The organism is Anabaena sp. WA102, assembly GCF_001277295.1.
Lineage (GTDB): Bacteria > Cyanobacteriota > Cyanobacteriia > Cyanobacteriales > Nostocaceae > Dolichospermum > Dolichospermum heterosporum.
Genome location: NZ_CP011456.1, coordinates 437,105 through 463,046 on the forward strand (window position 1 = coordinate 437,105; position 25,942 = coordinate 463,046).

A 25,942-nucleotide genomic window follows, 5' to 3' on the forward strand; every position below is an offset into this window, starting at 1 on the left:
GTAAAGAGGATGACTCTTGTTAAAGCAAATCAAAGACACTACCCCAAAGGGGATCTTACTCGTCGAGGAATGGCTTTAGCTATGGACTTTTTCGGTGCATGGTTACTGAGTTCTATAGTGAGAAGTAATGAAATTGGTATTCAATTTGCCCAAATCTTTGTGTTTATTTTTGCTTGGTTAATTTTTCGCGTAGTCGTAGTTTACAACAATCAGGGACAAAGTTTAGGACGTTGGGCGTTTGATTTAAAGATCCTAGAAGTCGTAAATGGGGAAATAGTCAACAGAATCCCGCAATTTCAGACATTATTACTGCGAGAAGGGATTATTTGCTTTTCTAGCTTATTATTATCCATTTTCCTGGGGAATATCATCCTCAACCCCGCTGCTGTTGTATTATTGCTTCCCTTAATCATTGACGGGGGTGCGGCTTTATCTGATACTCAGATGCGTCAGGCTTTCCATGACCGCTTTTTTCGGACGGTTATAGTTTCTTCCCGTCGGGGTTATTCATTAGATATAAAAATTAAACGGTTGGTTGAAAAATTTCCCCGAAATATGAGATAATAACCATTTGTGTTAATTATCCTCCAGGCTTTACAGTTTGTAAGATTATGGCTAAAAGTAAAGGTGCGCGCATAATAGTGACACTAGAATGCACCGAGTGTCGGACAAATCCAGATAAACGTTCCCCTGGCGTATCTCGTTATACCAGTACCAAGAACCGTAGGAACACAACCAACCGTTTAGAACTGAAAAAGTTCTGTACCCACTGCAATAAACACACAGTTCACAAGGAAATTAAGTAAGAATGAGTTACTATCGTCGTCGCCTTTCTCCAATTAAGCCCGGAGATGCCATTGATTACAAAGATGTAGATTTGTTGCGGAAGTTTCTTACCGAACGTGGTAAAATTTTGCCTCGGAGAATCACTGGTTTAACCTGTCAGCAACAACGCGCCCTGACTTTAGCCATTAAACGCGCCCGGATTGTGGCTTTGTTACCCTTCATTAACGCCGAAGGTTAGTGCGATTCGTTGTTAGCTGAATCACGGTAATCAGTCCGTACATAAGCTAACCAACCCAATCCAATCATGGAGAAAGGTTGAACTCTCGGTCTGATATGGGTGAAAGTCCCATCTACCAGACTCAGGTATGACTCCCTAACTGCCCACGATGACCCGACTCGGTTTCGGGAGGTCGAAGCTGGGAACAGGACGCAATCAGACATCCGTTGTGGGATGACACTTGGCGTTAACGGGGAGTTCCTATGGTGAAACAGAGCCTAGAAAAGCAACCTACGGCGAGGCAGGACACAACAGCAAAACCTGACCTCACTGGAGTTAATACCCGCCGCATCTTAACCTGATAGCGGCAAGAGTCTAGGGAATCCAGTGGTTGAATTGGCTACACCTAACGGAACTAACAATCAACCGAGGGAACGAATAAAAACGGATTGAGGGTCTAAGGGCGGTCGAACCCTATAAGTAGGCTGGACGAGCAGCGTAATTCCTTCAATTCGGGTAGGACAGACCGTAATTGGTCTGAGGTGTTCAGAATACACAAATTGGAGCAGAGCATGATTAGACACAGAGAAAACTCTAGTGAATCCTGGAAGACGTTGCCCTGGAAGAAATTTCGCCGCAACATATTCTGCCTACAAAAACGAGTGTATAAAGCGGTTCAAGTTGGCGACAAGCGTAAAGCTAAGTCCCTACAAAAGCTGATTCTGAAATCAACCGCAGCAAGATTACTGGCTATCCGTCAAGTAACACAGCTAAATGCTGGGAAAAAGACCGCAGGAATTGACGGCAAAAAGTCCCTTAACTTTAAGGAACGCTTTGAGCTTAATGAACTGCTAAAGGCATCCGTTAGCAACTGGAAACACCAGGAGCTAAGAGAAATACCCATCCCCAAAAAGGACGGTACTAACAGGATGTTGAAAGTCCCCACTATTGCAGATAGAGCATATCAATGCCTTATCAAATACGCATTAGAACCAGCCCACGAAGCAACCTTCCATGCAAATAGCTATGGGTTTAGAACGGGACGCTCGGCTCATGACGCACAGAAAATCCTGTTCCTCAACTTACGCTCATTTTGCAATGGAAAAGATAAACGAGTTATAGAACTCGATATCGAAAAATGCTTTGATAGGATAAACCACACCGCAATCATTGATAAACTCATCGCCCCCAAGAGTATAAGACAAGGAATCTTCCGATGTCTCAAAGCCGGAGTCAATCCAGAGTTCCCCGAACAAGGAACACCTCAAGGCGGGGTGGTAAGTCCACTATTAGCTAACATCGCCTTAAATGGGATTGAAAGTATTCATAGATACCATAATCAAGGTTACAGAATCACAGACAAAACCCCAAAGGAACATATTATTGAGCCAACAATCCGTTACGCGGATGACATGGTGATAATACTCCGACTCCAAGATGATGCCACCGAAATACTTGACAAAATCAGTCAGTTCCTAGCAGAGCGGGGAATGAAAGTCAGTGAGAAAAAGACAAAGCTAACCGCCGCGACAGATGGGTTTGATTTCCTCGGCTGGCATTTCAAAGTCCAGAAAAACGGGAAGTTTAGATGCGCCCCATCAGCGGACAACTTTAAAGCTTTTCGCAAGAAAGTAAAATTCATCGTCAACAACTCGAATTATGGCGCTACCACAAAGGCGGAGAAATTAGCCCCTGTAGTTAGAGGTTGGAGGAATTACCACCGCTTCTGCAAGATGGACGGGTCTAGAAACTCGTTATTCCACATCGAAACAAGAGCTTTCAGGGTATTCAACAAGGAATCAAAACAAAAACGCTACTCTAGTAAACAATTACTAGATAAGGCGTTTCCATCAGTCCCTTACTCCGAAAACAAACACATCAATGTCAAAGGTGAGAAATCACCCTACGACGGAGATTTAAGTTACTGGAGCGAACGTAACAGCAAGCTCTATGACAACCATACCTCTAAAGCCCTCAAACGGCAAAGCCATAAATGTGGTCATTGTGGACTAAAAATGCTTAGTGACGAGAAGGTACATTTACATCATATAGATGGAAACCACCAAAGCTGGAAAACTAAAAACCTTCTAGCAATCCACGAAAGCTGCCACGATTACATACACATGAGCAAAAGCGCAAGCTAAGAACATCGGAAGCTGGGTGCGGTGAAAGTCGCACGCCCAGATTTAACAGAGAGGGGCGGGAAATAATATTCCCCCTCGACTCTACCAGAATATTTTGGATTTTGGATTTTGGATTGTCCAAAAAAAGTAGCATTTGCATGGATATTGCCTGGTTACTTTGGGTCCAAAATCTAAAATTTAATATTTAATGTTAGGAAATTGCCAAAAACATTTAATTAATTCATTCTCAAAAATGGTACGATATCGCTAAATTTGAGAATGAAATTGTCAAAGGTGATAGCATTCTTCATAGCAAATTATTAAATAAAGGATTAAATACCCGTTATTTAATCCGCAATCTCCAGTCTAAAAATCTAAAAATATTAAAGTGCGACAGTTGTGGATAAGGGGACGTTAGTTGAATTTAGGGTTCAAAGCGATCGCCGTCTAGGAGTGGTGGATCGTCCAGACGGTAAAACTCGTTGGTTTGTAGTAGATGAACGTGGTCAATCCCACAGTCTTGCACCTCGCCAATTTACCTACACAGTGAATGGACAAACCTATAAACCAGGCGAAATCGCTGATTTCTTAAGTCAAGTCCAACCTTATCTAGATCCATCAAGTCTAGAGATAGCGTGGGAACTACTCATTGAAGATGGAGAAACTGTCACTCCTAGCCAATTGGCAAATATATTATTTTCGGAATCCACGCTTCCTCAGTGTTATGCAGCCCATTATTTGTTATCGGAGGATAAACTCTATTTCAAACAAAAAGGAGACGCTTACGAACCCCGCAGCACGGCACAAGTAGCAGAACGCAAACACCAGATTGAAGTAGAATCCCAAAAAGCCAGGGGACAGCAGGAATTTTTAGCCCGTGTAGAACAGGCACTTCAGGGACAAGTAGTAGAATGGCAACGACTAGACCGCCAACGCTTAGAAGCCATAGAAAAGTATGCGACTTTGTTAGCTGATGTTGTCATGCTCAAGGTAAATTACGACTCTTTAGCTCGTGCTTGTCCGCCTTCAGCCCCAGTATTAGAAACTATGAATATGCTGGGACGTTCTGCTACGCCCCAGGCGGCATTTCAACTTTTGATAGATTTGGGTTGGTGGACTTCCCATGAGAATCTGTTTCTGCGCCGTTCATCAATCTCCGTTCAATTTCCGCAAAAGGTATTAGAAGTGGCGCAAAAACGTTGGGATTTTCCTCCTACAGATTTGGACACAAACCGTCTTGATCTTACACATCTCAAGGTGTACACCATTGATGATGAAAGCACTACGGAAATAGACGATGGTTTGAGTTGGGAGGTATTACCAGATGGTAAGCAACGGTTATGGGTACATATTGCTGACCCCACCCGGTTACTAATACCGGATGATGAGTTGGATTTGGAAGCCAGAAAACGGGGGAGTACGGTTTATTTACCGACGGGGATGATTCCTATGTTTCCAGAGGTGTTGGCTACAGGTCCCATGAGTTTGGTACAGGGGAAGGTCTGTTGCGCCCTCAGCTTTGGGGTGATTTTAGATGAAGTTGGGGCGGTTGAAGATTATTGTATCCACGCTGGTTTGATCAAGCCTACCTATCGTCTTACCTACGAGGATGTTGATGAGATGTTGGAGTTGGGAGTACAGGCTGAACCGGAAATTGAGGCGATCGCTAATTGGGCAAAAATCCGCAAAAATTGGCGTTATGGTCAAGGCGCTATCAGTATCAATATGCCCGAAGCCATGATCAAAGTCAAAGACGATAATATTAATATTGATGTTTTAGATGATTCTTCATCCCGCCAATTAGTCGCAGAAATGATGATTCTTGCTGGCGAAGTAGCAGCGCGTTATGGTCAAACCCATAATATCCCTCTCCCCTTTCGTGGTCAACCCCAACCAGAATTACCCCCAGACGAGGAATTACTGCAACTCCCCGCTGGTTTTGTGCGTTCCTGTGCCATGCGTCGCTGTATGCCTAAGAGTGAAATGAGCATTACACCGATGCGTCACGCTGGGCTGGGTTTAGATACCTACACTCAAGCAACCTCTCCCATTCGTCGTTATAGCGACTTACTCACCCACTTCCAACTGAAAGCACATTTACGCGGTGAAGGTTTACCTTTCTCTGCTGAACAACTCAAAGAAGTGATGATGACAGTCATGAGTACCACCCAAGAAGCAACAATGGTGGAACGACAAACTAATAGATATTACGCCTTAGAATATTTACGTCGTCATCCTGAACAAGTTTGGCAGGTGACAGTATTAATGTGGTTACGAGAGGATAGCAATTTAGCACTAATTTTACTAGAAGATTTGGGGTTACAGTTGCCTATGTCCTTCCGGCGTTCTGTCAGTTTGGGAGAAAATTTATTAGTGAAAGTTAGTTTGGCTGATCCCCAAAAAGATATGATTCATTTCCAAGAAATTATGTATCAGGAAGCCCAATCGGTTACAAATTAAGGCGTTCGCCTTTGGCGTGGCGCAGTTGTATTATATTCGCCAAAAACTTTTCAAATAATCTCTCACGCAGAGGCGCAGAGTCGCAGAGAGTAAGAGTTTGAATTTCATCCCTCTATCAAGTAATAATTATTAGGAACTTTGGGAATGAATAAATTTACTTTATCTCTCATTTTTTTAAATAGTCTATTTGTATCTATAGGAACTGCTAACGCTCAATCATTAATAAATAATCATCGTAATTCAGATATAGGAATAGAAAGAAAAACCCCTAATGTGGATGAAATTTCCCAACAATTAAAACTGCCACATTCAAAAATAGCAGTTATTGATCAGAATCATCAGGTCAAACAACAAAATTTTGTTTGGGTATTTAAGGATTTAAAGGAAGTTGGTAAACAGCCATTTCTCCAAGTTAAGAAGGAAACAGAGAAACCGAAAACTAAGCCTGAATCTAATGCTAAATCACCGAAAGAAGATGAATTGGAAGATTTTGCAGAGGTTATCAAAGATACTCAAAAGTCAGAGGGAATCTTTACTATTTATCGTCATCAGCATAAAAATAAAATTTATCTAGAAATTAAACCAGAACAACTCCAAAAAAACTTTCTTGCAACTTCAACTTTAGAATCAGGAATTGGTGAAAAGGGTATTTATAGTGGAATGCCATTACAAGACTTCTTATTCTATTTTCAAAAGATAGATAATCAAATCCAGTTTGTGGTTCGTAATGTCAATTTTCGGACTCGTGAAGGAGATCCCCAAGCCAAATCAGTAGCTAGATCATTTAGTGATTCCGTGCTTTACACTATTCCTATTAAAAGTATTCATTCAGAAAGAAAAACCATTATTATTGATTTAGGTGATTTATTACTTACAGACTTAGCCGGATTAGCTAGTAATTTAGAATTAGCTGCTAGTCCCGAACAAGCTTATCTTGGTAATGCGAAAGTATTTCCCGGTAATTTAGAACTCGAAGCGATTTTCAATTTTGCTAATGCGGGTAAGTATGAAGGCAATAATTCGGATGTTTTACCTGATAGTCGCGGTTTTACCTTAAAGGTGCATTATAGTTTATCGGAATTACCAAAAAGTAAATATCAACCTCGGTTAGCTGATGAACGAGTAGGTTATTTCCTCACAGCTTATCAAGATTTATCTAAAGATGAACGGAGAGATCCTTTTGTTCGTTATATTAATCGCTGGAATTTAGAAAAACAAGATCCTACAGCCGCAATTTCTCCACCGAAAAAACCGATTGTTTTTTGGATTGATAATGCTGTGCCTCTAGAATATCGTGATGCTATCAAAGAGGGAGTTTTGATGTGGAATCAAGCCTTTTTGAAAGCGGGATTTAAGGATGCTATTCAAGTCCAACAAATGCCCGATAATGCTACTTGGGACCCGGCAGATATTCGCTATAATACTATCCGTTGGATTAATACTGTGGATGGTTTTTTTGCGATGGGTCCATCCCGTGTTAATCCCTTAACTGGGGAAATTCTAGATGCAGATATTTTGATTGATGGTAGTTTTGTCCGGTTGTTAAAAAATGATTATCGGCAAATTATTCAACCTCAAAATTCACAAACTCGCACTTCTTTATCAGCATTAGTTAACAATGGGCGTTTGTGTGACAAAGGTAATCAAAAATCTCCCAAATCATTAGGCAATTTGTCTAAACTGGCGACAAATTATGATTTATGCTACGGCATGGAAGCATCTAATCAGTTAGCTTTTGGTTCTTTGGCAATCTCTATGTTAGGAAATAGTCCACCAAGTCCAAAGGAGTTAAAAGATTATATCCATCAATATTTACGTTTAATTATTACCCATGAAGTTGGTCATACTTTGGGTTTACGGCATAATTTCCGGGGTAGTACCTTACTCTCTCCTGTTGAGATGAATAATTCAGAAATTACCCGGACTAAAGGGATGACAGCATCGGTTATGGATTATATTCCTCCTAATATTGCTCCTGATGGTGTCAAGCAGGGAGATTATTTTCCCAATCAGGTGGGACCTTATGATGAATGGGCAATTGAGTATGGTTATAGTCCTAGTCAAGCAACAACTACCCTGGGAGAAAAGTCGTTTTTAGCGGCAATTGCAGGACAATCTAATCAACGGGAATTGAGTTATGCTCCTGATGAGGATTTATCTAATAGTGATCCCACTGTGAATCCTTGGGATCATAGTGGTAATGTATTGGTTTATTCTCAGTCACAATTGGCTAATGCGCGGCGGATGTGGGAACGATTAAATCAGGGATATACTATAGATGAAGAGAGTTCCAGCGATGTAGAAGAGCGTTTCAATAGTATTTTGAGGAATTATTTACGGAATTTATACTATACCAGTAAATATATTGGTGGTCAGTCTTTTTACCGAGTTAAACCAAGTGATACTAAAGGACAATTACCATTTGTTCCTGTGTCGGTAGAACAACAGCGACAAGCATTGATGACAATGCAAAATTATGTTTTTGCGGAAGATGCTTTGAAATTTCCCCCGGAATTACTGAATAAGTTAGTACCTTCGCGGTGGTTACATTGGGGGACTAGTATTCAGCAAGGACGGTTAGATTATCCGATTCATGATTTAGTGTTGTTGGTGCAGACTGCCGTGTTGCGGGATTTATTGGCAAGCGATCGCCTCACTCGTCTCAAGGATTTAGAATTAAAAAGTGAACCAGGAAAATCTCTCACCTTGCCAGAATTATTTGATACTTTACAATCTGGGATTTGGTCGGAAGTTCTGCAACCCCAAGGTAAATTACAAATTTCTAGTTTGCGGAGAGGTTTACAACGGGAATACCTGGAAATAATGATGGGAATGGTCTTGCGAAAGGAATCTGTTCCTGAAGATGCCCGAACTTTAGCTTGGTATAAACTCAAGCAGTTAAATAGTAAATTAAAACGGGTAAATTCTGAAGATGAATATACTCAGGCTTTCTTATTAGAAACACGCGATCGCATTGAGAAGACTTTAAATGCACCATTGGTAGGGAATTGATGTGGACTTAGCGTATAATAAGGAAAATTGGAGTAATTGATGAATTACCCCAATTTGTAATTTATGTGAGAAACACGAGGCATTTGTGAAAACGACATTAACCACCTCATCTCCTGTTCTCTATGATGAAGATTTTAATTCATGGGTTAATTCAACCATTGAATTATTGCAACAAAAAAGATTTGATGAATTAGATATTAAAAATCTAATTGCTGAAGTAGCAAGTATGGGAAATAATGATAAGAAATCAATTAAAAGTAATTTACGAATTTTGTTGATGCACCTGTTAAAATGGCAGTATCAACCAGACAAACATACAAACAGTTGGCGTACAACCATTAAGGAACATCGCAACCGCTTAGAGGATGATTTTGCTGATAGTCCTAGTTTAAAGAATTATTTTTTAGAAGTATTTAATGAATGTTATCAAAAAGCTAGAGATTTAGCATCATCGGAAACTGGTTTATCTCTTGGTGTTTTTCCGGTTGAATGTCTCTTTGATGTTGATATGGTGATAAAATCTGACTTCTTCCCAGATTGAAGAAGAAGAAAATGATTTAGGAAAAAAAGAGCGATAGCGTTCGCGGAGCGTCTCGGAGGGAACTAGCGCTGCTACAAGCAGATCGCTATCTTACAATTAATGTAGCGTTTCGTACTGAAAATATGAACACAAGGTTAAGAAATTCAGTGAAAAGCTAGATACTTGAGTTAAAAGAGATGTAACTTATGTTATGATTCTTGTCTTACTGTGAGCATTGAAACTAAAGCTTTTGAGTTAATAATTCAGTGCTTAGGGTTAATAATAAGGAGACTTTGACGCTCAAAATTAACATTCATGACAGATAAAACTAATCCAACTTATACATTAATTGATATCCTCAAATCTACTGATTATGCTCTCGATATCTTTGATAAAGATAAAGAAATTCCAGCACTTCAAATTTTTGACAAAAAAGGGAAACCGTATCTGCGCGATTTCGTAGATGCTAAGGAACGTCCAGCTAAACCAGAGGAAATTGTCCGCCAACTGTTTCTATATCGCTTAATTCATACCTATGGTTATCCTACCGCTAGAATTGCCGTAGAAAAGGGTGTATATTTTGGCTCTAGCGTGGGGGATAAGCGAGCAGATATCGTCATTTCTGAAAAGGATCATCCCAATACAGCATATATTATTATTGAAGTTAAGAAGCCAAAGCGTCGAGATGGTCTAGAACAACTAAAATCTTACTGTAATGCTGAAGGTGCGCCTATTGCAGTTTGGACAAATGGCAGTGAAATTGTTATTTTACATCGGGAAGATCCAAATATTTACCGCAGTATTTCTGATTTACCTCATGCAAACCAAACACTAGCTGAAGTCATCAACGAGCGTGTCACCCTCCAAGAGCTTGAGAAACGTAACAAACTGGTTGTAGAACGCCTATCTTTACGTGATGTAATTTTAGATTTGGAAAACCTAGTTTTAGCAAACGCTGGGGTTGATCAATTTGAAGAAGTATTTAAATTAATTTATGCCAAGCTTTACGATGAAGCACAAGCAAAAAGACGACCAGGTAAAGTTGTAGAATTTCGCGCTGCTGGTGAAACTCGTCAAGAATTATATGACAAAATTAATAACCTATTTCATGCAGCTAGGGAAAAATGGCAAGGTGTTTTTCTACCAGGAGAAAACATTGATTTAACACCCGATCATTTAGCTGTGTGTGTTTCGTTTTTGCAAGACATTAAACTGTTTAATTCCAACTTACAAGTCATTGATGAAGCCTTTGAATATTTGGTAACGCAAGTTTACAAGGGAGCAAAAGGGCAATATTTTACTCCCCGTCATGTGATTGATATGTGTGTGAAAATGCTCAATCCTAAATGGGAAGAGTATATGATTGATACGGCTGCTGGCAGTTGTGGGTTTACAGTTCATACTATTTTTCACGTTTGGGGTGGGGAAATGACATCAGATGGACCCACTAAAGATCAAGCAGAATATGCGAGTGAAATGGTATATGGTATTGATTTTGATGCTCGGAGTGTAAAGGTTGCTAAAGCACTGAATTTGATTGCGGGTGATGGCAAAACTAATGTTTATCGAGCCAATACCCTTGATCCAAGAAATTGGAGTGACGAAATACGAGTTGCACTACGCCGCCATTTAAAAAGATTTGATAATCGTACAGATGATGACTGGAATCAGAAAAATTTCCGCAACTTCAATTTTGATGTGCTGATGACTAATCCACCATTTGCAGGAGATATTGTAGATAGTAAAATTTTGTATCAATATCAACTTGCTAAAAAGTGGAAAGCGATTGATGTTGATGCTTTAGCTGATCCAGAAGAACGGGAAAGACAAGCTGGTGCTATTGAGAGTAAACGCTATGAAGATTCAGGAAATTGGCAAACGAAACAAAGTCGAGATGTTTTATTTATTGAGCGTAATTTAGAATTTTTATGTCCAGGGGGACGAATGGCAATTGTTCTTCCTCAAGGACGGTTTAATAATATTACTGATGCTCATGTGCGGACTTGGATTAGTGAGCGAGCCAGAATTTTAGCAGTGGTAGGACTGCACGTAAATACTTTTAAGCCACATACTGGCACAAAAACCAGTGTTTTATTTCTCCAAAAGTGGGATGATGATCCTAATTCTAAACATTACTGTCCTAAAATTAAGGACTATCCTATATTTTTTGCCACCAGCGAAAATAGTGGTAAAGATAACTCTGGTGAGTATATTTACAAACCAGGGAAAGACGGCAGACCAAGGATTGATGATCATGGACACATGATTATTGATCATGATTTGGATGAGATTGGAAGTGCATTTATAGATTTTGCAAAGAAACAAAAATTTTCGTTTTGGCGGGAGGGTTAGAAAATGATTGAGTTACAAACCCAGTTACCCACAGATACATGGATTTACACTTCTTGGGCAGATTATGAGCAGATAATTATCAATTTGCTCAACGAAAAAGCGAAGAGTTACTACTATAAAGGGTATATGAGGCTGGAAATGGCACCAGTTAGTTTTGATCATGGTAAAGACCATGTTGTAATTATTTTTGCAGTAACTCTATTTGCGACAATTAGAGGGATTCTAGCTACAGGTTTAGACACTACTACCTTTCGTAAAACTGGTATTCAGGACTGTCAGCCTGATGTGGCCTATTACTTGCGAGAACGCGCCCAATCTATCCCCACTGGTACAGGTATTATCAAACTTGATCTATATCCTGCACCCGATTTGGTGATTGAGATTGCTAAATCTTCTCTCCTTGATGACTTGGGGACAAAGCGAACTCTCTACGAAGATTTAGGTGTTGCTGAATATTGGGTGGTAGATGTCCAAAATGCCCAAATCATCGCTTATGCTATGGCAGATCAAGGTAGTAAACGTATTCGAGAATCACAGGTATTTCCTGGTTTAGTAATTGCAATTTTAGAGGAAGCTTTACGCCGTAGTCGTGAAATGAGTCAATCTGAAGTTGGCGCTTGGTTATTAAACCAGTTTCAGCAAAAGGAAGGTTAAATTTTGGCAGTTTGGAGTGTGGTTCTCAAATCGAAACTGGAAGGTTCTACTCGGCTAGATCCAGAATATTATCAACCTTTCTATCTACAGATTTCTTCATCTTTAGAGAAGCAAAACTATGTTGAGCTAGGTTCTGTTGCTTTAATTTCTGATGGTGATCATGCTGTAATGCCTGAACTTTTTGATTCAGGAAAAAGATATTTACGGGCTAAAGATTTGCAAAATTTTCAGATTGATAATTCTGATTCTATATATATCTCTGAAGAGTATTTTCAAACTATTCAACGTTCACATATTAAACCAAATGACATCTTATTATCAATAATGGGAACAATTGGTAATATTGCTATTGTGCCTGAAAACTCTGAAATAATGACAGCAAATCGAGCAGTAGCAATTATTAGATTTCAAGAAGAGTCAGCATTTGATCCATATTTCATAGCAGCTTATCTTGAGTCCAAAATAGGTATTGCCTTAAGAGAACGTGAAAGTCAAGGAGGAATACAGCAGAGAATTAATTTAGAAGGACTAAAAAGGCTGAAGATACCATTTATTTCATCTATTCTTCAAAGAAAAGTTAAAGAAAAAGTGCTTGCGGCACTCAATCGTTATAAAGATAGTGAAAAAATTTATGCTCAAGCTGAGGCTTTATTACTTCATGAACTTGGATTAGATAACCTCGACCTCTCTACACAGAAAAGTTATGTAGCAAATTTTAGTGAGACTGTAGAGAGCGATCGCTTAGATGCTGAATATTATAATCCCAAATATACAGTTTTAATAAATTATCTTCACAATATCCCTCACAGTAAATTAGGTTATATCGCAAGTTTTTCTAACGGTGCTACTCCCACTGGAGCAAAATATTTAGAAAAAGGAATTCCTTTTTTACGAATTCAAAATATAGGTAAAAATCTTTTAAATCTTGATGATGTTGTCTACATTGATAAAAAAATTCATAATCGCATCCTTAAACGTTCTCAACTTCAACCAGGAGATGTTTTGATAACAATTACTGGGCGGATTGGAACTGCTGCTGTTATCCCTGATAGTCTTATAGATGCTAATATGAATCAACACAGTGTTCGATTACGAATACATAATAATCAAATTAATCCATACTATTTATCAGTATTTCTCAACTCTAAAGCCGGACTTTTACAAACTGATAGAGAATCATACGGTGCAACTCGTGATGCTCTACCTTATTATTGTCTGGAGAAGATTATTATCCCAATAGTATCTCTTGATTTACAAAATGAAGTTGAAGCAAAGATAAGAGCCGCCGAAAAAACTCTAAAAGAAGCTAAAAGTTTGTTAGAACAAGCCAAACACCAAGTTGAACAAATAATATTAGGGGGTTAAATTTCAAAATGTCTACACCTCCTGAAATCATTGATGCTCTTGAATCAGTTTTAGAAATTTACTTTTCAGGAGTTCGACATCGAGAAAGGGCTGCTTTTATCCTTTGCGATAATCTTGTAGAGATGACGTGCAAGACAAAGGCAAAACAGGATGATTATAGATTTAATATGGCCTGTAACTTTCATGATGCTTGTACTGCACCAGGTGTCCTTTTACCCGCAGATTTAAAAATACGAGTTGTAGGTTATCGCAATACAAGAAATAATATGCAACACGCGAGTGCAGCATCAACCATTGATCCAATGCACTGCGCCACAGCAATTCTAGATGTAATAAAAGTAATAGATCACTGCTGGACTGGCACTTCAACAAGTATGTTTTCTGTGAGACTTAAATGCGCTTTACGAATTATTCATCTTTATTCTTTAGATGGAGACGTTTCTAAAAGAGAACCTTTTGAAAATAGAATGAGAGAAAAGCGTTGGCGTACTCAGGATGAAAAGGTTCGGGTTAATGGAAGACAAATACAACCTGGACTTAGGGACTACTGGTATATTGCTATTCGGATGCAAACTCCTTTAGTTGATGAATGCTTGAATGATGTGGGAATTCCATAAAACTAAAAGGTATTATCGTCTTCTTACTCTATGATTCCCAACTGACATAACCCAACTAAAACCCACGCCAAAGTCTGACATTGCTACACTACAAAAAAAGTCCACCGAAATGGACTAATAAAAAATTAAATATTTTCAACCCACGCAGGTGGGTTTTGCCTGTGTAGACGCGGTTTCTAACCGCCCTAATTACCTAATGATGGTGATGGTGGTGAGTAATAGCTGATTGGGAATTAACAGCCATACCTTCAGTTTCCATCAACTCTGCAATATGTGAATTTGCCCATTCAGCAACCATCGCTAAAAATTGTGGATCATCATTAACACAAGCCATTTGTAAATAATCTACATCTGGATGTTGTTTTTCCAAATCATGAATAATGTGATGTACATCTAACAAAGTTTCATGATTTTCTGTAGCAAAACCAATAGGCATAAATAGCAATGCCTTTGCACCCAATTGAATCAAATTTTGAGCAGCTTGGGTAGCATTTGGTTGAGTCCATTCAATTAATGGGGTATCGTGGTTCAACCAACCCACAGAAATTAATGGGTAATTGTTAATTAACTTACTTCTGACTAACTCATACATGGCTTGACTTTCATCAATCCCAGAGGTAAAGCCTTTCGCTTTGTGGGGACAACCATGATTCATCAAGATAATCCCAATTTGCGAAGGTAAATAACCTGTAGCCAAATCAGTATGAATTTTTTCTTCTACCAAATGCGCCATTAAATCAATATATTTTGGCTCATTGTAGAACGAGGGAATGTATTTTTGGGCTTTAATCCAATGTTCATCACCATCAGCTAATTCTACCAGAGCATTATTCACCTGTTCAATCGCAATACCACTGGTAAAAATGGAATCAACAACCAATAATGGATAAATCAGCAGTTTGCTAAAGCCTTGATCTTTAATTTCGGCTAAAACTTGGTTTGGTAAAAAAGGAGCGCAGAAGTTAAAAGCTTTAAAAACTTGAACACCATTACCCCATTTATGTTGTAATTCGTGTTCAATACCCGCTCTTTGTCTTTCAAAAATGGCATTATGAGGGGAAATAAAATCATGATGTGTGTGTCCCCATTCATGACGATCGAATAATGCCAAAAGCTTTGCTAAAGGGGGATAAATCCAAGTGGGAACAGGAGCGAATTTAGCCGTCAGTAAATTTAAAGCTTGTTCGTTATAGTTAGCAAAATCTTCATAGCTTTCAACTTCGCCATAGCCCATAAGTAACACGGCTACACGGTCTTTACTGGGTAGATGATCGTGGCTATGGGTAGCGTGCAGTTTTTCGGGGGTTGCAACCACAATGAGTTCCTCAAGATAACCAAAACAGAGAGACAAGCCTAGACAATTACTAGATTATCTCTATCAATTTGTAGCATAATATCCTATCCAGGGGGATGGGATAAAAATAAAAACAAAAATACACATCTACATGAATAAATTAACCTGTGCAAAAGGCTCCCTACCCCAACTCCCCCCAACTCCCCCCACTCCCCCCACTCCCCCCACTCCCCCAACTCCCCCACTCCCCAACTCCCCCCACTCCCCCCACTCCCCCCACTCCCCCAACTCCCCCCACTCCCCAACTCCCCCCACTCCCCCCACTCCCCCCACTCCCCAACTCCCCCACCCCCCCACTCCCCACTAACGATAGAATTAAAATATATTGTTCACTATCAAGCCATCAAAAACCATGCCGTCTGATATTGCTGTCGAGAAGAAAAAATTAAAAAATCCACCTTTGCAAATGCACTACTTAGGCGATCGCGTTTTGCGTCAACCGGCAAAGCGGGTTACTAAAATAGATGACGAACTCCGCCAACTAGTGCGCGAAATGCTGCAAACTATGTATAGCTCAGATGGCATTGGTTTGGCTGCACCTCAAGTTGGCATCAATAAACAACTTATCGTTATTGACTGCGAACCAGATCAACCCAATCATCCGCCATTAGTGTTAATTAACCCTACCATTAAACAGGTTAGCAGTAAGCTCTGTGTGGCTCAGGAAGGGTGCTTAAGTATTCCTAATGTCTTTCTAGATGTAAAACGTCCAGAAGTGGTAACAATCGCCTATAAAGACGAATATGGTCGTCCCCAAACATTAACAGCAGGTGATTTACTCGGTCGCTGTATTCTTCACGAATTGGATCACCTTAATGGTGTGGTATTTGTAGATCGTGTAGAAAATTCCTTGACTTTAAACGAAGAGTTATCTAAAAATGGCTTCTCGTATCAGGCAGTGAAACCAGTAGTATAGGGTGGTCTAGTAGTGTATTTAACTCCAAAAAGCGGTTTATTTTTAGGTGGTGCTTGTGTTGCAGCGATCGCCGCTGTTGGTTCAGTTTTTGAATTGAGTTATGGAGAACCAGATTTTGGTGTCCCAACCACTGCCATTATCCTAGCTTTGAGCATTCCTCTCACCGTATTCTTTTTTATTGCCGCAGTGAGGGATGCACGAGATAATATAGGATAAGCATCAGGTATATGAAAAAGGTAAGAGGATGAATGAGGAATGCACACTTCACCCTTTTACCTTTTATTTTTTACTAAGTAATTGATGATTATAAATCATGAAAATTCAACTAAAACCAGAAACTGAAGAACTGATCCAGTCCTATATTGCCACAGGTCATTATACCAATGCCGACGATGTGATAATTAAAGCACTTAAAGTGTTATCGGAGTGGAAAAAAGAGGATCAGGAATGGAAGGAACACGCAAAAAAGTCGCTGTAGGACTTGCCCAAATTGACCGAGGTGAAGTGGTTAGTAGTGATGTTGTTATGGCTAGATTACAAGAAAAAATTAGAATTGCTCGTGAGAATAAAAAATAATGGAGTATATTCTATCTGTAGGGGCAAGTCAGGACATAGAATCTTTATTTTTGGATTTAGATCAATAAAATAGAATCATGCTACCAACTTCTACCCCCATACTCCGACTTTCCCAAGGACATCTAAACTTACTCGCAGCTTGTCCCCGTAGATTCCAACATAGCTACTTAGAACAACTAAATACTCCTCTAGATCCTAAACACGAAGAATATCAAATTTTAGGTAGTCGGTTTCACTTGCTTATGCAGCAGCGAGAAATGGATTTACCTATTAATAAATTACTACAAGCAGATCCTCAATTACAAAATTGGATGACTGACTTTAGCAAAATTGCTCCAGAAATATTTATAACTAATATTCATAATCAAACTTTTCGAGAAAGCGAACATTATCGAACATTACAAATTGGTAATTATCTCCTGACTGTCATTTATGATTTATTAATTGCTGACCAAAATCAATCTCAAATTCTCGACTGGAAAACCTATCCCCAACCACCAAAAAGAGCAACATTAGCTGAAAATTGGCAAACAAAACTTTATCTGTACGTCATGGCAGAAACTAGCAACTATTTATTAGAAAATATTTCCCTAACCTACTGGTTTGTGCAATCAAAAGAGCAAACTAAACATATTAAATTTTGTTATAATGAGAAAGAACATCAGAAAACAGCACAGGAATTAAATCAACTATTAAACAATCTCACACAATGGGTAAAAGATTATCAGAATAATATATCATTACCCCAAATTGCCAAATCCCAGAAAATATGTGAATCTTGTCAATATGCCATGAGGTGTCAACGTCAAAAAATCACACAAGCAACAGAAGATATTAACCAGCAATTTCCTAATTTAGAAAATATTGCTGAAGTATCACTTTAAATTAATGAATAAGATTGTCTCACGCAAAGGCGCAAAGGCGCAAAGAAAGAAATACAGAAGTTAGAATGTGGTTTAAAATGGAATGGATTTTAACAGGAACGGAACAACCTCCTGATTGGTTTATCGAATTAGTGAAAAAATACGTACCAACAACAGGTGGTAACTTTGCTGCTCAATTATTTTGGCAACGGGGAATTCAAGATCAAGAAAAGTTAGCGGCTTTTATTAATTATCAAAGTTATCAACCTGCCAATTCTTTTGAATTTGGACAAGAAATGAATTTGGCTGTACAACGGTTAATAACTGCGGGGAAAACAGGAGAAAAAATTGTTATTTGGGGAGATTTTGATGCCGATGGAATTACCTCGACTGCGGTATTATGGGATGGTTTAGGTGAATTTTTTCAGCAACATCGTCAATTAAGTTATTATATTCCCAATCGTTTAATAGAATCTCATGGTTTAAATCAGCCAGGAATTGATAATTTAGCCGCCCAAGGTTGTAAATTAATTATTACTTGTGATACAGGCAGTACAAATATTTCAGAAATCATCTATGCCCAAAATTTAGGGATAGATGTAATTGTGACTGACCATCATACATTACCACCAGAACGCCCCCCGGTTGTCGCCATTATTAACCCGCGTTATTTAGCAAAAGAACATCCTTTATATCATCTTTCTGGTGTGGCAGTTGCTTATAAATTGGTGGAAGCATTATATATAAGTTTGCCAGATATTCCCGAACATCCATTAACAGATTTATTAGATTTAGTAGCAGTAGGATTAATTGCCGATTTAGTCCAATTAAGTGGTGATTGTCGCTATTTGGCACAGTTGGGAATTCAACAATTACACACAGACTTTAAAAAAATCCCATCAGCCAGAAGAAGACCAGGAGTGGGGAAATTATTAGAATTATGCCAGAAAAGTGGCGATCGCCCCACAGATATTTCCTTTGGTTTGGGACCCCGCATTAACGCCGTTAGTCGCATTCATGGTGATGCTAGTTTCTGTATAGAATTATTAACCAGTAGAGATATGCAGCGTTGTCAACAACTTGCAGAAGAAACAGAATTAGCTAATTCCCGTCGCAAATCTTTACAAAAAGATGTCCAAGTCCAAGTTACTAAAAAACTCAGTCAATTAGACTTATCAACCACCAGCGTCATCGTTTTAGAAGATCCTCAATGGGCAGGTGGTGTTTTAGGTCTGGTTGCCGGACAAATTGCCCAAGAAACAGGGCGACCGACAATTTTGTTAAGTACAGAAGCAAAAGAAAATAAGACGGATTCTAGCCCATCTCTAGCACGAGGTTCTGCCCGTTCCATTAACTCCGTTGATTTATATCAATTAGTTCAAGAACAAGCCCATTTATTACATCGTTTTGGAGGACATCCCTTTGCTGCGGGTTTGAGTTTATTAGTAGAAAATATTCCCCTATTTACAGCCGCCATTAACCAGAAATTACGTCAATCTTTAGGAGGAATAAATCTCACTCCAACAGTGCAAGCTGATTTGGTGGTGACAGTTGCCGATTTAGGCAAAGATTTATTTTTAGAATTAAAACTATTAGAACCCTGTGGAATGGGCAATCCTATCCCCAAATTATTAATCAAAAACTGTTGGTTTGAAAATTCTTGGCATAAAAATCAAGAAGATTTAAAAGGAAATAAAATCCAATATATTAAAACTGACTTCAATATTCGAGATAATTCTACCAACAATCCGTTTCCGGGGATTTGGTGGGGACACTATAAAGAAGAATTGCCTATTGGTAGATGTGATTGTATTGCCGAAATTGATTTTAACAGCTTTAAAAAACGTTATGAAATTAGATTAATCGCCGTCCGTCCTAATACGGAAAGTGAATTAAAAACCAAAAATTCAGCATTAATTTTAGATTGGCGAAATCAGGAAAATTTAACCGAACTAACCTCAGAAAAATCATTATTAATTATGCAAGATTGCCCTACTAATTGGGATAATTTACGTTTGTGGGTAAAGCAATCACTAAATCAGAAAAAACAATTAGTTATTGCTTGGAAAAAACCCCATAATTTAACTCCCAAGGACATTTGGTTAACTTTATTAGGCATTTCTAAATACCTGAGTCGAAAAAATCAACCTGTTACCCAAGTCCAACTTTTAGAGAAACTAGGTATTAGTGATCAAACCCTATATTTGGGTTTTCAAGCATTAAAACATTTAGGATTTATCATCCAACGTCAAGATAATCATCTACAAATAATCTGGGATTCCACATATCATTACCAACCAGCAGATCATGTTATTAACAAATTTTTAGCCGCAGTCAGAGAAGAACAATTTCAACAAGATTATTTTTTTCATGTGCCTTTATCTATTATTATTGCCATGATTGGTGAATAATCTCATTTCGTAAGTTGGGTTGACGGATGTTATACTTAAAACGGCTAGAAGCTGGACTTTTTTATCATACAAAGAACAGCCGATGCTCTGAAATCCTTCAGTGACCCTGATATATTAGTTGAAATCAGCGAACTAGATCAATTAATTGCGGACATCAGTAAAAACCTTTAATTAAGCCCCAAATATCGCGGTAGGCACGGGGGTGCTACCCCTACACTAAATCCAATTTTTCTGTATCATTAATTTTGTCTACCTACTTAACAGGTAACGGGTTTGGTAGGGGTGGAGGTTCTCAAACTTCTGCCCCTATTTAATGGTTACAGTTTTTAATAGATACCCAACTAGAGTCTGCTATGGGAGAACCATCTTCACCTAGCAAGCTGTAGTGTTCCTTTTTCCAAATTGGCGCATTATGTTTGAGTGTATCAATAGCATACTCACAAGCGGCAAAAGCCTCACCACGATGGGGACAACCCACAGCCACAACCACACTAATTTCCCCAACTAATAATCTGCCAATGCGATGATATATTACCACCCGACTCACATCAGACCATTGATGGCGAATATCATCAGCAATTTGATAAAATACCTGTAAAGCCATCGGTTCATAAACCTGATATTCCAAAGCTACCACAGACTTACCATCAGTTTGATTACGAACCATACCACTCATCAGCACCACAGCACCATTAGCAGGATTATCTGCTTTACTGTAGATTTCTTCCACAGACAATGGAGCTAATGTAATCCCAAAACTATCTTCAACCCTGGGTTTAGTTGTAATCATACATTCTCCTCATAAAAATCCTCAAATTTATTCATCCGCGTTTATCTGCGTTTATCTGCGTTTAATAATTATTCTATAAGTTTATAGTGTGGGTAGTTTAAAAACCGTAAAATCAGTTAAACTAATTTTTTCAACTATTCATAAAAACCACAATTATCTCATGCAAGTGCAACTCAGTGGATCTAAAAATCCCCTTGCGTATCTGCTATTAATTGCTCCTTTTTTCCTTTGGGGTACAGCAATGGTGGCAATGAAAGGCGTAATTCCTCATACTACACCCCTATTTATGGCTGGAGTCAGATTGATACCTGCGGGAGTATTAATTCTCATAGTGGCTGCATTCATGGGTAAACCCCAACCTCAAAGTTGGTTAGGATGGTTGTGGATTATTATATTTGCTTTGGTTGATGGTACATTATTTCAAGGCTTTTTAGCCGAAGGTTTAGTCAGAACCAATGCCGGCTTAGGTTCGGTGATGATAGACTCCCAACCCTTAGCAGTCGCTTTACTTTCACTCTGGCTATTTCAAGAACATATTGGTTTATGGGGATGGTTGGGGTTAGGTTTGGGAATTACAGGAATTAGTCTGATTGGTTTACCCCAAGAGTGGATTTTCCATCTTTTTGAGGCGGGGATCACTACTTCCATAGATAATTGGCAAGAGTTATTTAATAGTGGTGAGTTATTAATGTTACTCGCCGCTTTATCAATGGCTGTGGGAACAGTGATGATTCGGTTTGTTTGCCGCTATGCAGATCCGGTAACGGCTACAGGATGGCACATGATTATCGGTGGCTTGCCTTTGTGGGGAATTTCTTCAGTATTAGAATCTCAACAGTGGGAAAATCTTGTCCTATCGGACTGGATGGGATTAGGTTATGCTACTGTATTTGGCAGTGCGATCGCTTACGGATTATTTTTCTACTTTGCCTCTAGTGGTAATCTCACCAGTTTAAGTTCTCTGACTTTTCTCACACCCGTTTTTGCTTTAATATTTGGTTATATTTTTCTCAATGAAGTCCTGACTACTATTCAATGGTTTGGGGTTTTTCTTACCTTAATCAGTATTTATTTAATTAACCAACGGGAAAATATCGGCGGAAATCAGAAACCTACTATCACCGATACAAATACCACATCTACTCAGAATTTAACAACCGCCAGTAATTCTCTTGATGTCTAACATTCAAAATCTCAAATCTACCCTCCTACCCCCACCCCTCAAACCCGGTGATTTACTGCGCGTCATTGCCCCCAGTGGTGCATTGCGAGAAGTTGAAGCTTTTAATCAAGGTGTGGAAATTTGGAAGTCGCACGGCTATCGGATTAAAATTGGCGACAATCTCAATGATAGACATGGTTATCTAGCTGGTACAGATGCCCACCGTCGTCAACAATTAGCCACAGCATGGCAAGATCCCGAATGTCAGGGAATCCTCTGCGCGAGAGGTGGTTTTGGTAGCACCCGGATTTTAGAAGATTGGACTTGGCAAGAAAATACCATTACCCCTAAATGGTTAATTGGCTTTTCTGATATCACAGCCCTGCTTTGGAGTCTCTACAACGCCGGAATTGCCAGTGTACATGGTCCCGTCATGACTACCCTAACCAATGAGCCAGAATGGTCAATCAAGCGGTTATTGGACATAGTAGAAGGTCGGGCGATCGCACCTTTAAAAGGTTGTGGTTGGGGTGGTGGTACAACTACAGGAATCTTACTTCCTGGTAATCTCACAGTCGCTACCCATCTTTTAGGAACACCGATTTTACCCAACCTTGATGGTGTCATCTTAGCCTGGGAAGATGTCACAGAAACACCTTATCGCATTGATAGAATGTTGACACAGTGGCGGTTGAGCAGGGCTTTATCTAAAGTTCGTGGTATTGCTTTGGGAGGGTTTACCAAGTGTGAAGCCCCACCTCACATACCTAGTTTTACTATAGAGGAAGTTTTGCGCGATCGCTTGGGTGATTTGGGTATTCCCATAGTTTCTAACCTCCCCTTTGGTCATGATAGCCCCAATGCTGCTTTACCTGTGGGTATAAAAGTAACCCTAGATGGAGACAATGGGATATTGAGCTAGTAGTCTGTCAACCCGAAAATGAGGGGTGAAGGCAAGCAGGGGAGGTTGGGGAGGTAGAGGAGGTTGGGGAGGTAGAGGAGGTAGGGGAGGTAGAGGAGGTAGGGGAGGTAGAGGAGGTAGGGGAGGTAGAGGAGGTAGGGGAGGTAGAGGAGGTAGGGGCGCAGGGCCTGCGCCCTTTCTCAGCAAGTCAGAAGGAAGAATTAGAGTGACGCAAGAATAATATTAAATCTGGGCGTTGCTGATTAAGGGTATGAATTTTAGTCTCACGCAAAGGCGCAAAGACGCAAAGGTAAGAGTTTCAAAGATTCAATTTGGGAATTTCATACCTCGATTCAGCAACGCCAAATCTGAAAATTTTTGGGTTTTTCTAGGATTTTATGAAGTAATTTATGCCTTCTACCGACATTGTTTCGATAATATCAGCCGCTTTTTTTAAACCACCGCTGTTTTTTAAAGTATGTGATATCCGATTCGTGGCTTCTTGATAAGTAGAATCAGCAAGTAAACTATTAATTTTTCTCGTTACTTCATTACTATCAAATTTTTGTTTGTTTAACCTTAAAGCAACTCCAATATCTACAAGACGAGCCGCATTATAATGTTGATCTCCAAAAAAAGGTAGAGCTAATATTGGTTTAGAAAAATACAAAGATTCGTTAATACTATTCATACCACAATGACTCACAAAAAGTACAACGTTGGCATGGGAAAGAACTGCTTGTTGAGGAACAAAATTTTCGATACGAAAAGAATCTGGCAAATTAGAAATATGATGATGTTGGTTTGCTGGTAATGACCATAAAACTTTTAATTTAGTATTTTTCAACCCCGTTAATAAGGCTTGAAACTGCCATTTTTCAATATTTACAAGCGTACCAAAAGCAACATATATAATGCCATTTGTTCCTTGTTTATCGTCTAACCATTGACTTAAAGAAGAACTAAGAGATGGAGGTGTTTTCGGAAAAATTGGCCCTACCATTTGTACCCAAGAAGGTAATTCTCTAGAAATTTCAATGCCAAAAGATGTCCCGACTATGATTAAATTTTTATCGTAAAGATTATTTAACTTTTTATTATTAGTATAACTTTGGCGCACTTGATTCTGTTTATTGGTATTAATTATAACATCAGGTAGGGATAAAATTGGACTGAGAAAATTAAGACAGCGTTCCCATAAGTTCATGTTCATAGAATAAGATGTCCCAAACTGTGGATCTTTGCTACTTTTTTTGACAAAATTGCCTAAAAATCTAGTTTGAATAACATAAGGTATATTCATTTGTTGGGCTAAATCCATTGCTGGAATCACAGCCCGATCAATAATTAATAGATCAGGATGATATTTTTCAAAAATAGGAATTAAACTTTTATACATGGGAGAATATAACTTGATAAAGTGTTGCCACATCATATTTTCACCACGTAAATTGTTTTTCTCTTGAGAAACATTTCCCCAGAAATTTTCTGGTTGATTATCATTGTTATTTTCTGTTTCAGTTAGCCTGATTTCCCAAGGAATAAATTCAGCACCAGTTGTAGCTATCCAGTTCTTGGCAACTTCAGAAATAACAAATTTAACTGGATATCCTCGTTCAACTAGTTCTTGGGCGATCGCTATCATTTGATTGGTGTGTCCCCTTAATGGTAGGGAAACAAACATGATATTTTTTTTCATTGTTTTTAACTAATACACTTCAGTAAGTTGGCGTTAAAAATTGTCGTTATGGCAAGGGAACAGGGAACACTTCGACAAGCTCAGTGCATCGCAGGGAACAGATAAGAACCTAAAGTTTCAGAATTTAAATCTAAGGGAACACCAAAAAATAAATTACCCAATTTTGTGGGATGGGCATCCTGCCTGTCCTTGATGATTAGCAGGCTTCTCGTCCCGCACCACGAGAAATTTTTGGGTATTTTTTTAATTGGAAGTCCCTAAAGCGTCCTTGCTTACATCTCACTATGAGTAAGGGTGGGTTTATCCTGACTCCTGCTGTAAATCTTGAAGGTTAAAAATAGGCGAACCAAGCGTTATAATATGCGAGTTATACCTAATTTCAGGGAACTTTTGTTCAACTTCAAAAATGTCTAGTATAAATTTTGACCCTAAGCCTACAATCTCGATTATTCTATCTACTTACAATCGAGCAGAATACTTAAATGATTGCATAAACAGTGTACTTCAACAAACTTTTCAGGATTTTGAATTAATTGTAGTTGATGATGGTAGCCAAGATCATACTTTTGAAATTGTCAATGATTACTTACGAAAATTTAATCATATCCGTTATCTTAAACATCAAAATCGGAAATTAGCTTATGCCAGGAATGCGGGTATTCAAGCATCTTTTGGCAAGTATATCACATTTCTTGACAGTGACGATACCTATAAACCCAATCATCTACAGTCACGGTTGGAATTTATGCAAGCTAATCCAGAGATTGATTTGATTGTAGGTGGATTTGAAATTGCAGAAGAATTTTTTGTTGCTGATTATTTCCAACCTGATCAGGTAATTAGCATTAGAGAGTGTATTGCGGGGGGAACATTTTTTGGAGAAAGACGCATATTTTTTGAATTAAAGGGATTTAATAATATTGCTTACGGAGAGGACGTTGATTTATGGGAGCGGGCTGAAAAAATTTTCAAGACTCAGAAAATTAAAGAGCCAGAAACCTATGTTTATACTAGAGCAGAAGATAGTATCACCAAAGTTTTTCTAGATGAAATTTCCTCTGCCAATTAACATATCTACTATCCGAATTTTGAAGTGAGATTGACAAGCCAATGGCAGGATTTACCAATGATTGCAGTTAGAGGTTTAAGTTGATTTTTTCGGCG

Annotated in this window: 22 protein-coding genes; 19 read left to right on the top strand and 3 right to left on the bottom strand. The window is 38.8% G+C overall.

Annotated features, from left to right (window positions below; genetic code table 11):
* The first annotated feature begins 9 nt into the window (after window positions 1-9).
* From AA650_RS01735 to AA650_RS01780, 11 genes are all read left to right on the top strand, one after another.
* The gene (locus tag AA650_RS01735) at window positions 10-564 is read left to right on the top strand and encodes an RDD family protein (protein WP_053537716.1); all 555 of its coding nucleotides are present in this window, start codon (window positions 10-12) and stop codon (window positions 562-564) included.
* A gap of 47 nt (window positions 565-611) precedes the next feature.
* On the top strand, window positions 612-806 hold the full coding sequence (rpmG, locus tag AA650_RS25955) for a 50S ribosomal protein L33 (protein WP_010998585.1): 195 nt from the start codon (window positions 612-614) through the stop codon (window positions 804-806).
* 2 nt (window positions 807-808) lie between these two features.
* Complete coding sequence (rpsR, locus tag AA650_RS01740) at window positions 809-1,024, top strand: 30S ribosomal protein S18 (protein ID WP_027403663.1); 216 nt, start codon at window positions 809-811, stop codon at window positions 1,022-1,024.
* A gap of 551 nt (window positions 1,025-1,575) precedes the next feature.
* Complete coding sequence (locus tag AA650_RS01745) at window positions 1,576-3,147, top strand: group II intron reverse transcriptase/maturase (RefSeq protein WP_053537717.1); 1,572 nt, start codon at window positions 1,576-1,578, stop codon at window positions 3,145-3,147.
* 378 nt (window positions 3,148-3,525) lie between these two features.
* On the top strand, window positions 3,526-5,586 hold the full coding sequence (locus tag AA650_RS01750; protein WP_039202383.1) for a ribonuclease catalytic domain-containing protein: 2,061 nt from the start codon (window positions 3,526-3,528) through the stop codon (window positions 5,584-5,586).
* A 144-nt stretch (window positions 5,587-5,730) separates the two neighbouring features.
* Window positions 5,731-8,598: a zinc-dependent metalloprotease gene (locus tag AA650_RS01755; protein WP_053537718.1), complete on the top strand. Its 2,868-nt coding sequence runs from the start codon at window positions 5,731-5,733 to the stop codon at window positions 8,596-8,598.
* Window positions 8,599-8,683: 85 nt separating this feature from the next.
* Window positions 8,684-9,139, top strand: coding sequence for a DUF29 domain-containing protein (locus AA650_RS01760; protein ID WP_053537719.1), 456 nt, complete (start codon window positions 8,684-8,686; stop codon window positions 9,137-9,139).
* A gap of 294 nt (window positions 9,140-9,433) precedes the next feature.
* The gene (locus AA650_RS01765) at window positions 9,434-11,470 is read left to right on the top strand and encodes an N-6 DNA methylase (protein ID WP_053537720.1); all 2,037 of its coding nucleotides are present in this window, start codon (window positions 9,434-9,436) and stop codon (window positions 11,468-11,470) included.
* A gap of 3 nt (window positions 11,471-11,473) precedes the next feature.
* Window positions 11,474-12,124, top strand: a complete 651-nt coding sequence (locus AA650_RS01770) for a Uma2 family endonuclease (RefSeq protein ID WP_053537721.1) — start codon at window positions 11,474-11,476, stop codon at window positions 12,122-12,124.
* A 3-nt stretch (window positions 12,125-12,127) separates the two neighbouring features.
* Window positions 12,128-13,489, top strand: coding sequence for a restriction endonuclease subunit S (locus AA650_RS01775; RefSeq protein WP_053537722.1), 1,362 nt, complete (start codon window positions 12,128-12,130; stop codon window positions 13,487-13,489).
* 8 nt (window positions 13,490-13,497) lie between these two features.
* A complete protein-coding gene (locus tag AA650_RS01780; RefSeq protein ID WP_053537723.1) occupies window positions 13,498-14,106 on the top strand; it encodes a hypothetical protein in 609 nt (202 codons plus the stop codon).
* 193 nt (window positions 14,107-14,299) lie between these two features.
* Here the strand turns inward: AA650_RS01780 and AA650_RS01785 are convergent, their stop codons facing one another.
* A complete protein-coding gene (locus AA650_RS01785; RefSeq protein WP_053541157.1) occupies window positions 14,300-15,421 on the bottom strand; it encodes a ferrochelatase in 1,122 nt (373 codons plus the stop codon).
* Between the two features lie 391 nt (window positions 15,422-15,812).
* On the opposite strand from AA650_RS01785, the gene def reads away from it, so the two are divergent.
* The 5 genes from def to recJ all read left to right on the top strand — a co-directional run bounded on the left by def (window position 15,813) and on the right by recJ (window position 20,226).
* Window positions 15,813-16,376 carry a peptide deformylase gene (def, locus tag AA650_RS01795; RefSeq protein WP_027403669.1) on the top strand — a complete coding sequence of 188 codons (564 nt, stop codon included), beginning with the start codon at window positions 15,813-15,815 and terminating at the stop codon, window positions 16,374-16,376.
* Window positions 16,377-16,388: 12 nt separating this feature from the next.
* The gene (locus AA650_RS01800) at window positions 16,389-16,592 is read left to right on the top strand and encodes a hypothetical protein (protein ID WP_027403670.1); all 204 of its coding nucleotides are present in this window, start codon (window positions 16,389-16,391) and stop codon (window positions 16,590-16,592) included.
* Between the two features lie 210 nt (window positions 16,593-16,802).
* The gene (locus AA650_RS29255; protein ID WP_335337412.1) at window positions 16,803-16,952 is read left to right on the top strand and encodes a hypothetical protein; all 150 of its coding nucleotides are present in this window, start codon (window positions 16,803-16,805) and stop codon (window positions 16,950-16,952) included.
* Between the two features lie 77 nt (window positions 16,953-17,029).
* Window positions 17,030-17,836, top strand: coding sequence for a PD-(D/E)XK nuclease family protein (locus tag AA650_RS01810; protein ID WP_053537725.1), 807 nt, complete (start codon window positions 17,030-17,032; stop codon window positions 17,834-17,836).
* 77 nt (window positions 17,837-17,913) lie between these two features.
* Complete coding sequence (recJ, locus tag AA650_RS01815) at window positions 17,914-20,226, top strand: single-stranded-DNA-specific exonuclease RecJ (protein WP_053541158.1); 2,313 nt, start codon at window positions 17,914-17,916, stop codon at window positions 20,224-20,226.
* Between the two features lie 310 nt (window positions 20,227-20,536).
* Here the strand turns inward: recJ and AA650_RS01820 are convergent, their stop codons facing one another.
* Window positions 20,537-21,016 carry a molybdenum cofactor biosynthesis protein MoaE gene (locus tag AA650_RS01820; protein ID WP_053537726.1) on the bottom strand — a complete coding sequence of 160 codons (480 nt, stop codon included), beginning with the start codon at window positions 21,014-21,016 and terminating at the stop codon, window positions 20,537-20,539.
* 160 nt (window positions 21,017-21,176) lie between these two features.
* Here AA650_RS01820 and AA650_RS01825 point away from each other — a divergent pair, with 160 nt between their 5' ends.
* Both AA650_RS01825 and AA650_RS01830 read left to right on the top strand, forming a co-directional pair.
* Window positions 21,177-22,199, top strand: coding sequence for a DMT family transporter (locus AA650_RS01825; protein WP_053537727.1), 1,023 nt, complete (start codon window positions 21,177-21,179; stop codon window positions 22,197-22,199).
* Window positions 22,192-23,100, top strand: coding sequence for a S66 peptidase family protein (locus AA650_RS01830; RefSeq protein ID WP_053537728.1), 909 nt, complete (start codon window positions 22,192-22,194; stop codon window positions 23,098-23,100). The genes AA650_RS01825 and AA650_RS01830 overlap by 8 nt, the downstream gene beginning before the upstream one ends.
* A gap of 367 nt (window positions 23,101-23,467) precedes the next feature.
* Here AA650_RS01830 and AA650_RS01840 read toward each other — a convergent pair whose 3' ends face one another.
* On the bottom strand, window positions 23,468-24,778 hold the full coding sequence (locus AA650_RS01840) for a glycosyltransferase (protein ID WP_053537730.1): 1,311 nt from the start codon (window positions 24,776-24,778) through the stop codon (window positions 23,468-23,470).
* 406 nt (window positions 24,779-25,184) lie between these two features.
* Here AA650_RS01840 and AA650_RS01845 point away from each other — a divergent pair, with 406 nt between their 5' ends.
* Window positions 25,185-25,847: a glycosyltransferase family 2 protein gene (locus AA650_RS01845; protein ID WP_053537731.1), complete on the top strand. Its 663-nt coding sequence runs from the start codon at window positions 25,185-25,187 to the stop codon at window positions 25,845-25,847.
* Window positions 25,848-25,942: the final 95 nt, after the last annotated feature.

Bases quoted from the DNA above. Each gene is read 5' to 3' on its own strand.
- AA650_RS01735 (WP_053537716.1), top strand. From the start codon at position 10: ATGACTCTTGTTAAAGCAAATCAAAGACACTACCCCAAAGGGGATCTT.
- rpmG (WP_010998585.1), top strand. From the start codon at position 612: ATGGCTAAAAGTAAAGGTGCGCGCATAATAGTGACACTAGAATGCACC.
- rpsR (WP_027403663.1), top strand. From the start codon at position 809: ATGAGTTACTATCGTCGTCGCCTTTCTCCAATTAAGCCCGGAGATGCC.
- AA650_RS01745 (WP_053537717.1), top strand. From the start codon at position 1,576: ATGATTAGACACAGAGAAAACTCTAGTGAATCCTGGAAGACGTTGCCC.
- AA650_RS01755 (WP_053537718.1), top strand. From the start codon at position 5,731: ATGAATAAATTTACTTTATCTCTCATTTTTTTAAATAGTCTATTTGTA.
- AA650_RS01765 (WP_053537720.1), top strand. From the start codon at position 9,434: ATGACAGATAAAACTAATCCAACTTATACATTAATTGATATCCTCAAA.
- AA650_RS01770 (WP_053537721.1), top strand. From the start codon at position 11,474: ATGATTGAGTTACAAACCCAGTTACCCACAGATACATGGATTTACACT.
- AA650_RS01780 (WP_053537723.1), top strand. From the start codon at position 13,498: ATGTCTACACCTCCTGAAATCATTGATGCTCTTGAATCAGTTTTAGAA.
- def (WP_027403669.1), top strand. From the start codon at position 15,813: ATGCCGTCTGATATTGCTGTCGAGAAGAAAAAATTAAAAAATCCACCT.
- AA650_RS01810 (WP_053537725.1), top strand. From the start codon at position 17,030: ATGCTACCAACTTCTACCCCCATACTCCGACTTTCCCAAGGACATCTA.
- recJ (WP_053541158.1), top strand. From the start codon at position 17,914: ATGGAATGGATTTTAACAGGAACGGAACAACCTCCTGATTGGTTTATC.
- AA650_RS01820 (WP_053537726.1), bottom strand. From the start codon at position 21,016: ATGATTACAACTAAACCCAGGGTTGAAGATAGTTTTGGGATTACATTA.
- AA650_RS01825 (WP_053537727.1), top strand. From the start codon at position 21,177: ATGCAAGTGCAACTCAGTGGATCTAAAAATCCCCTTGCGTATCTGCTA.
- AA650_RS01830 (WP_053537728.1), top strand. From the start codon at position 22,192: ATGTCTAACATTCAAAATCTCAAATCTACCCTCCTACCCCCACCCCTC.
- AA650_RS01840 (WP_053537730.1), bottom strand. From the start codon at position 24,778: ATGAAAAAAAATATCATGTTTGTTTCCCTACCATTAAGGGGACACACC.
- AA650_RS01845 (WP_053537731.1), top strand. From the start codon at position 25,185: ATGTCTAGTATAAATTTTGACCCTAAGCCTACAATCTCGATTATTCTA.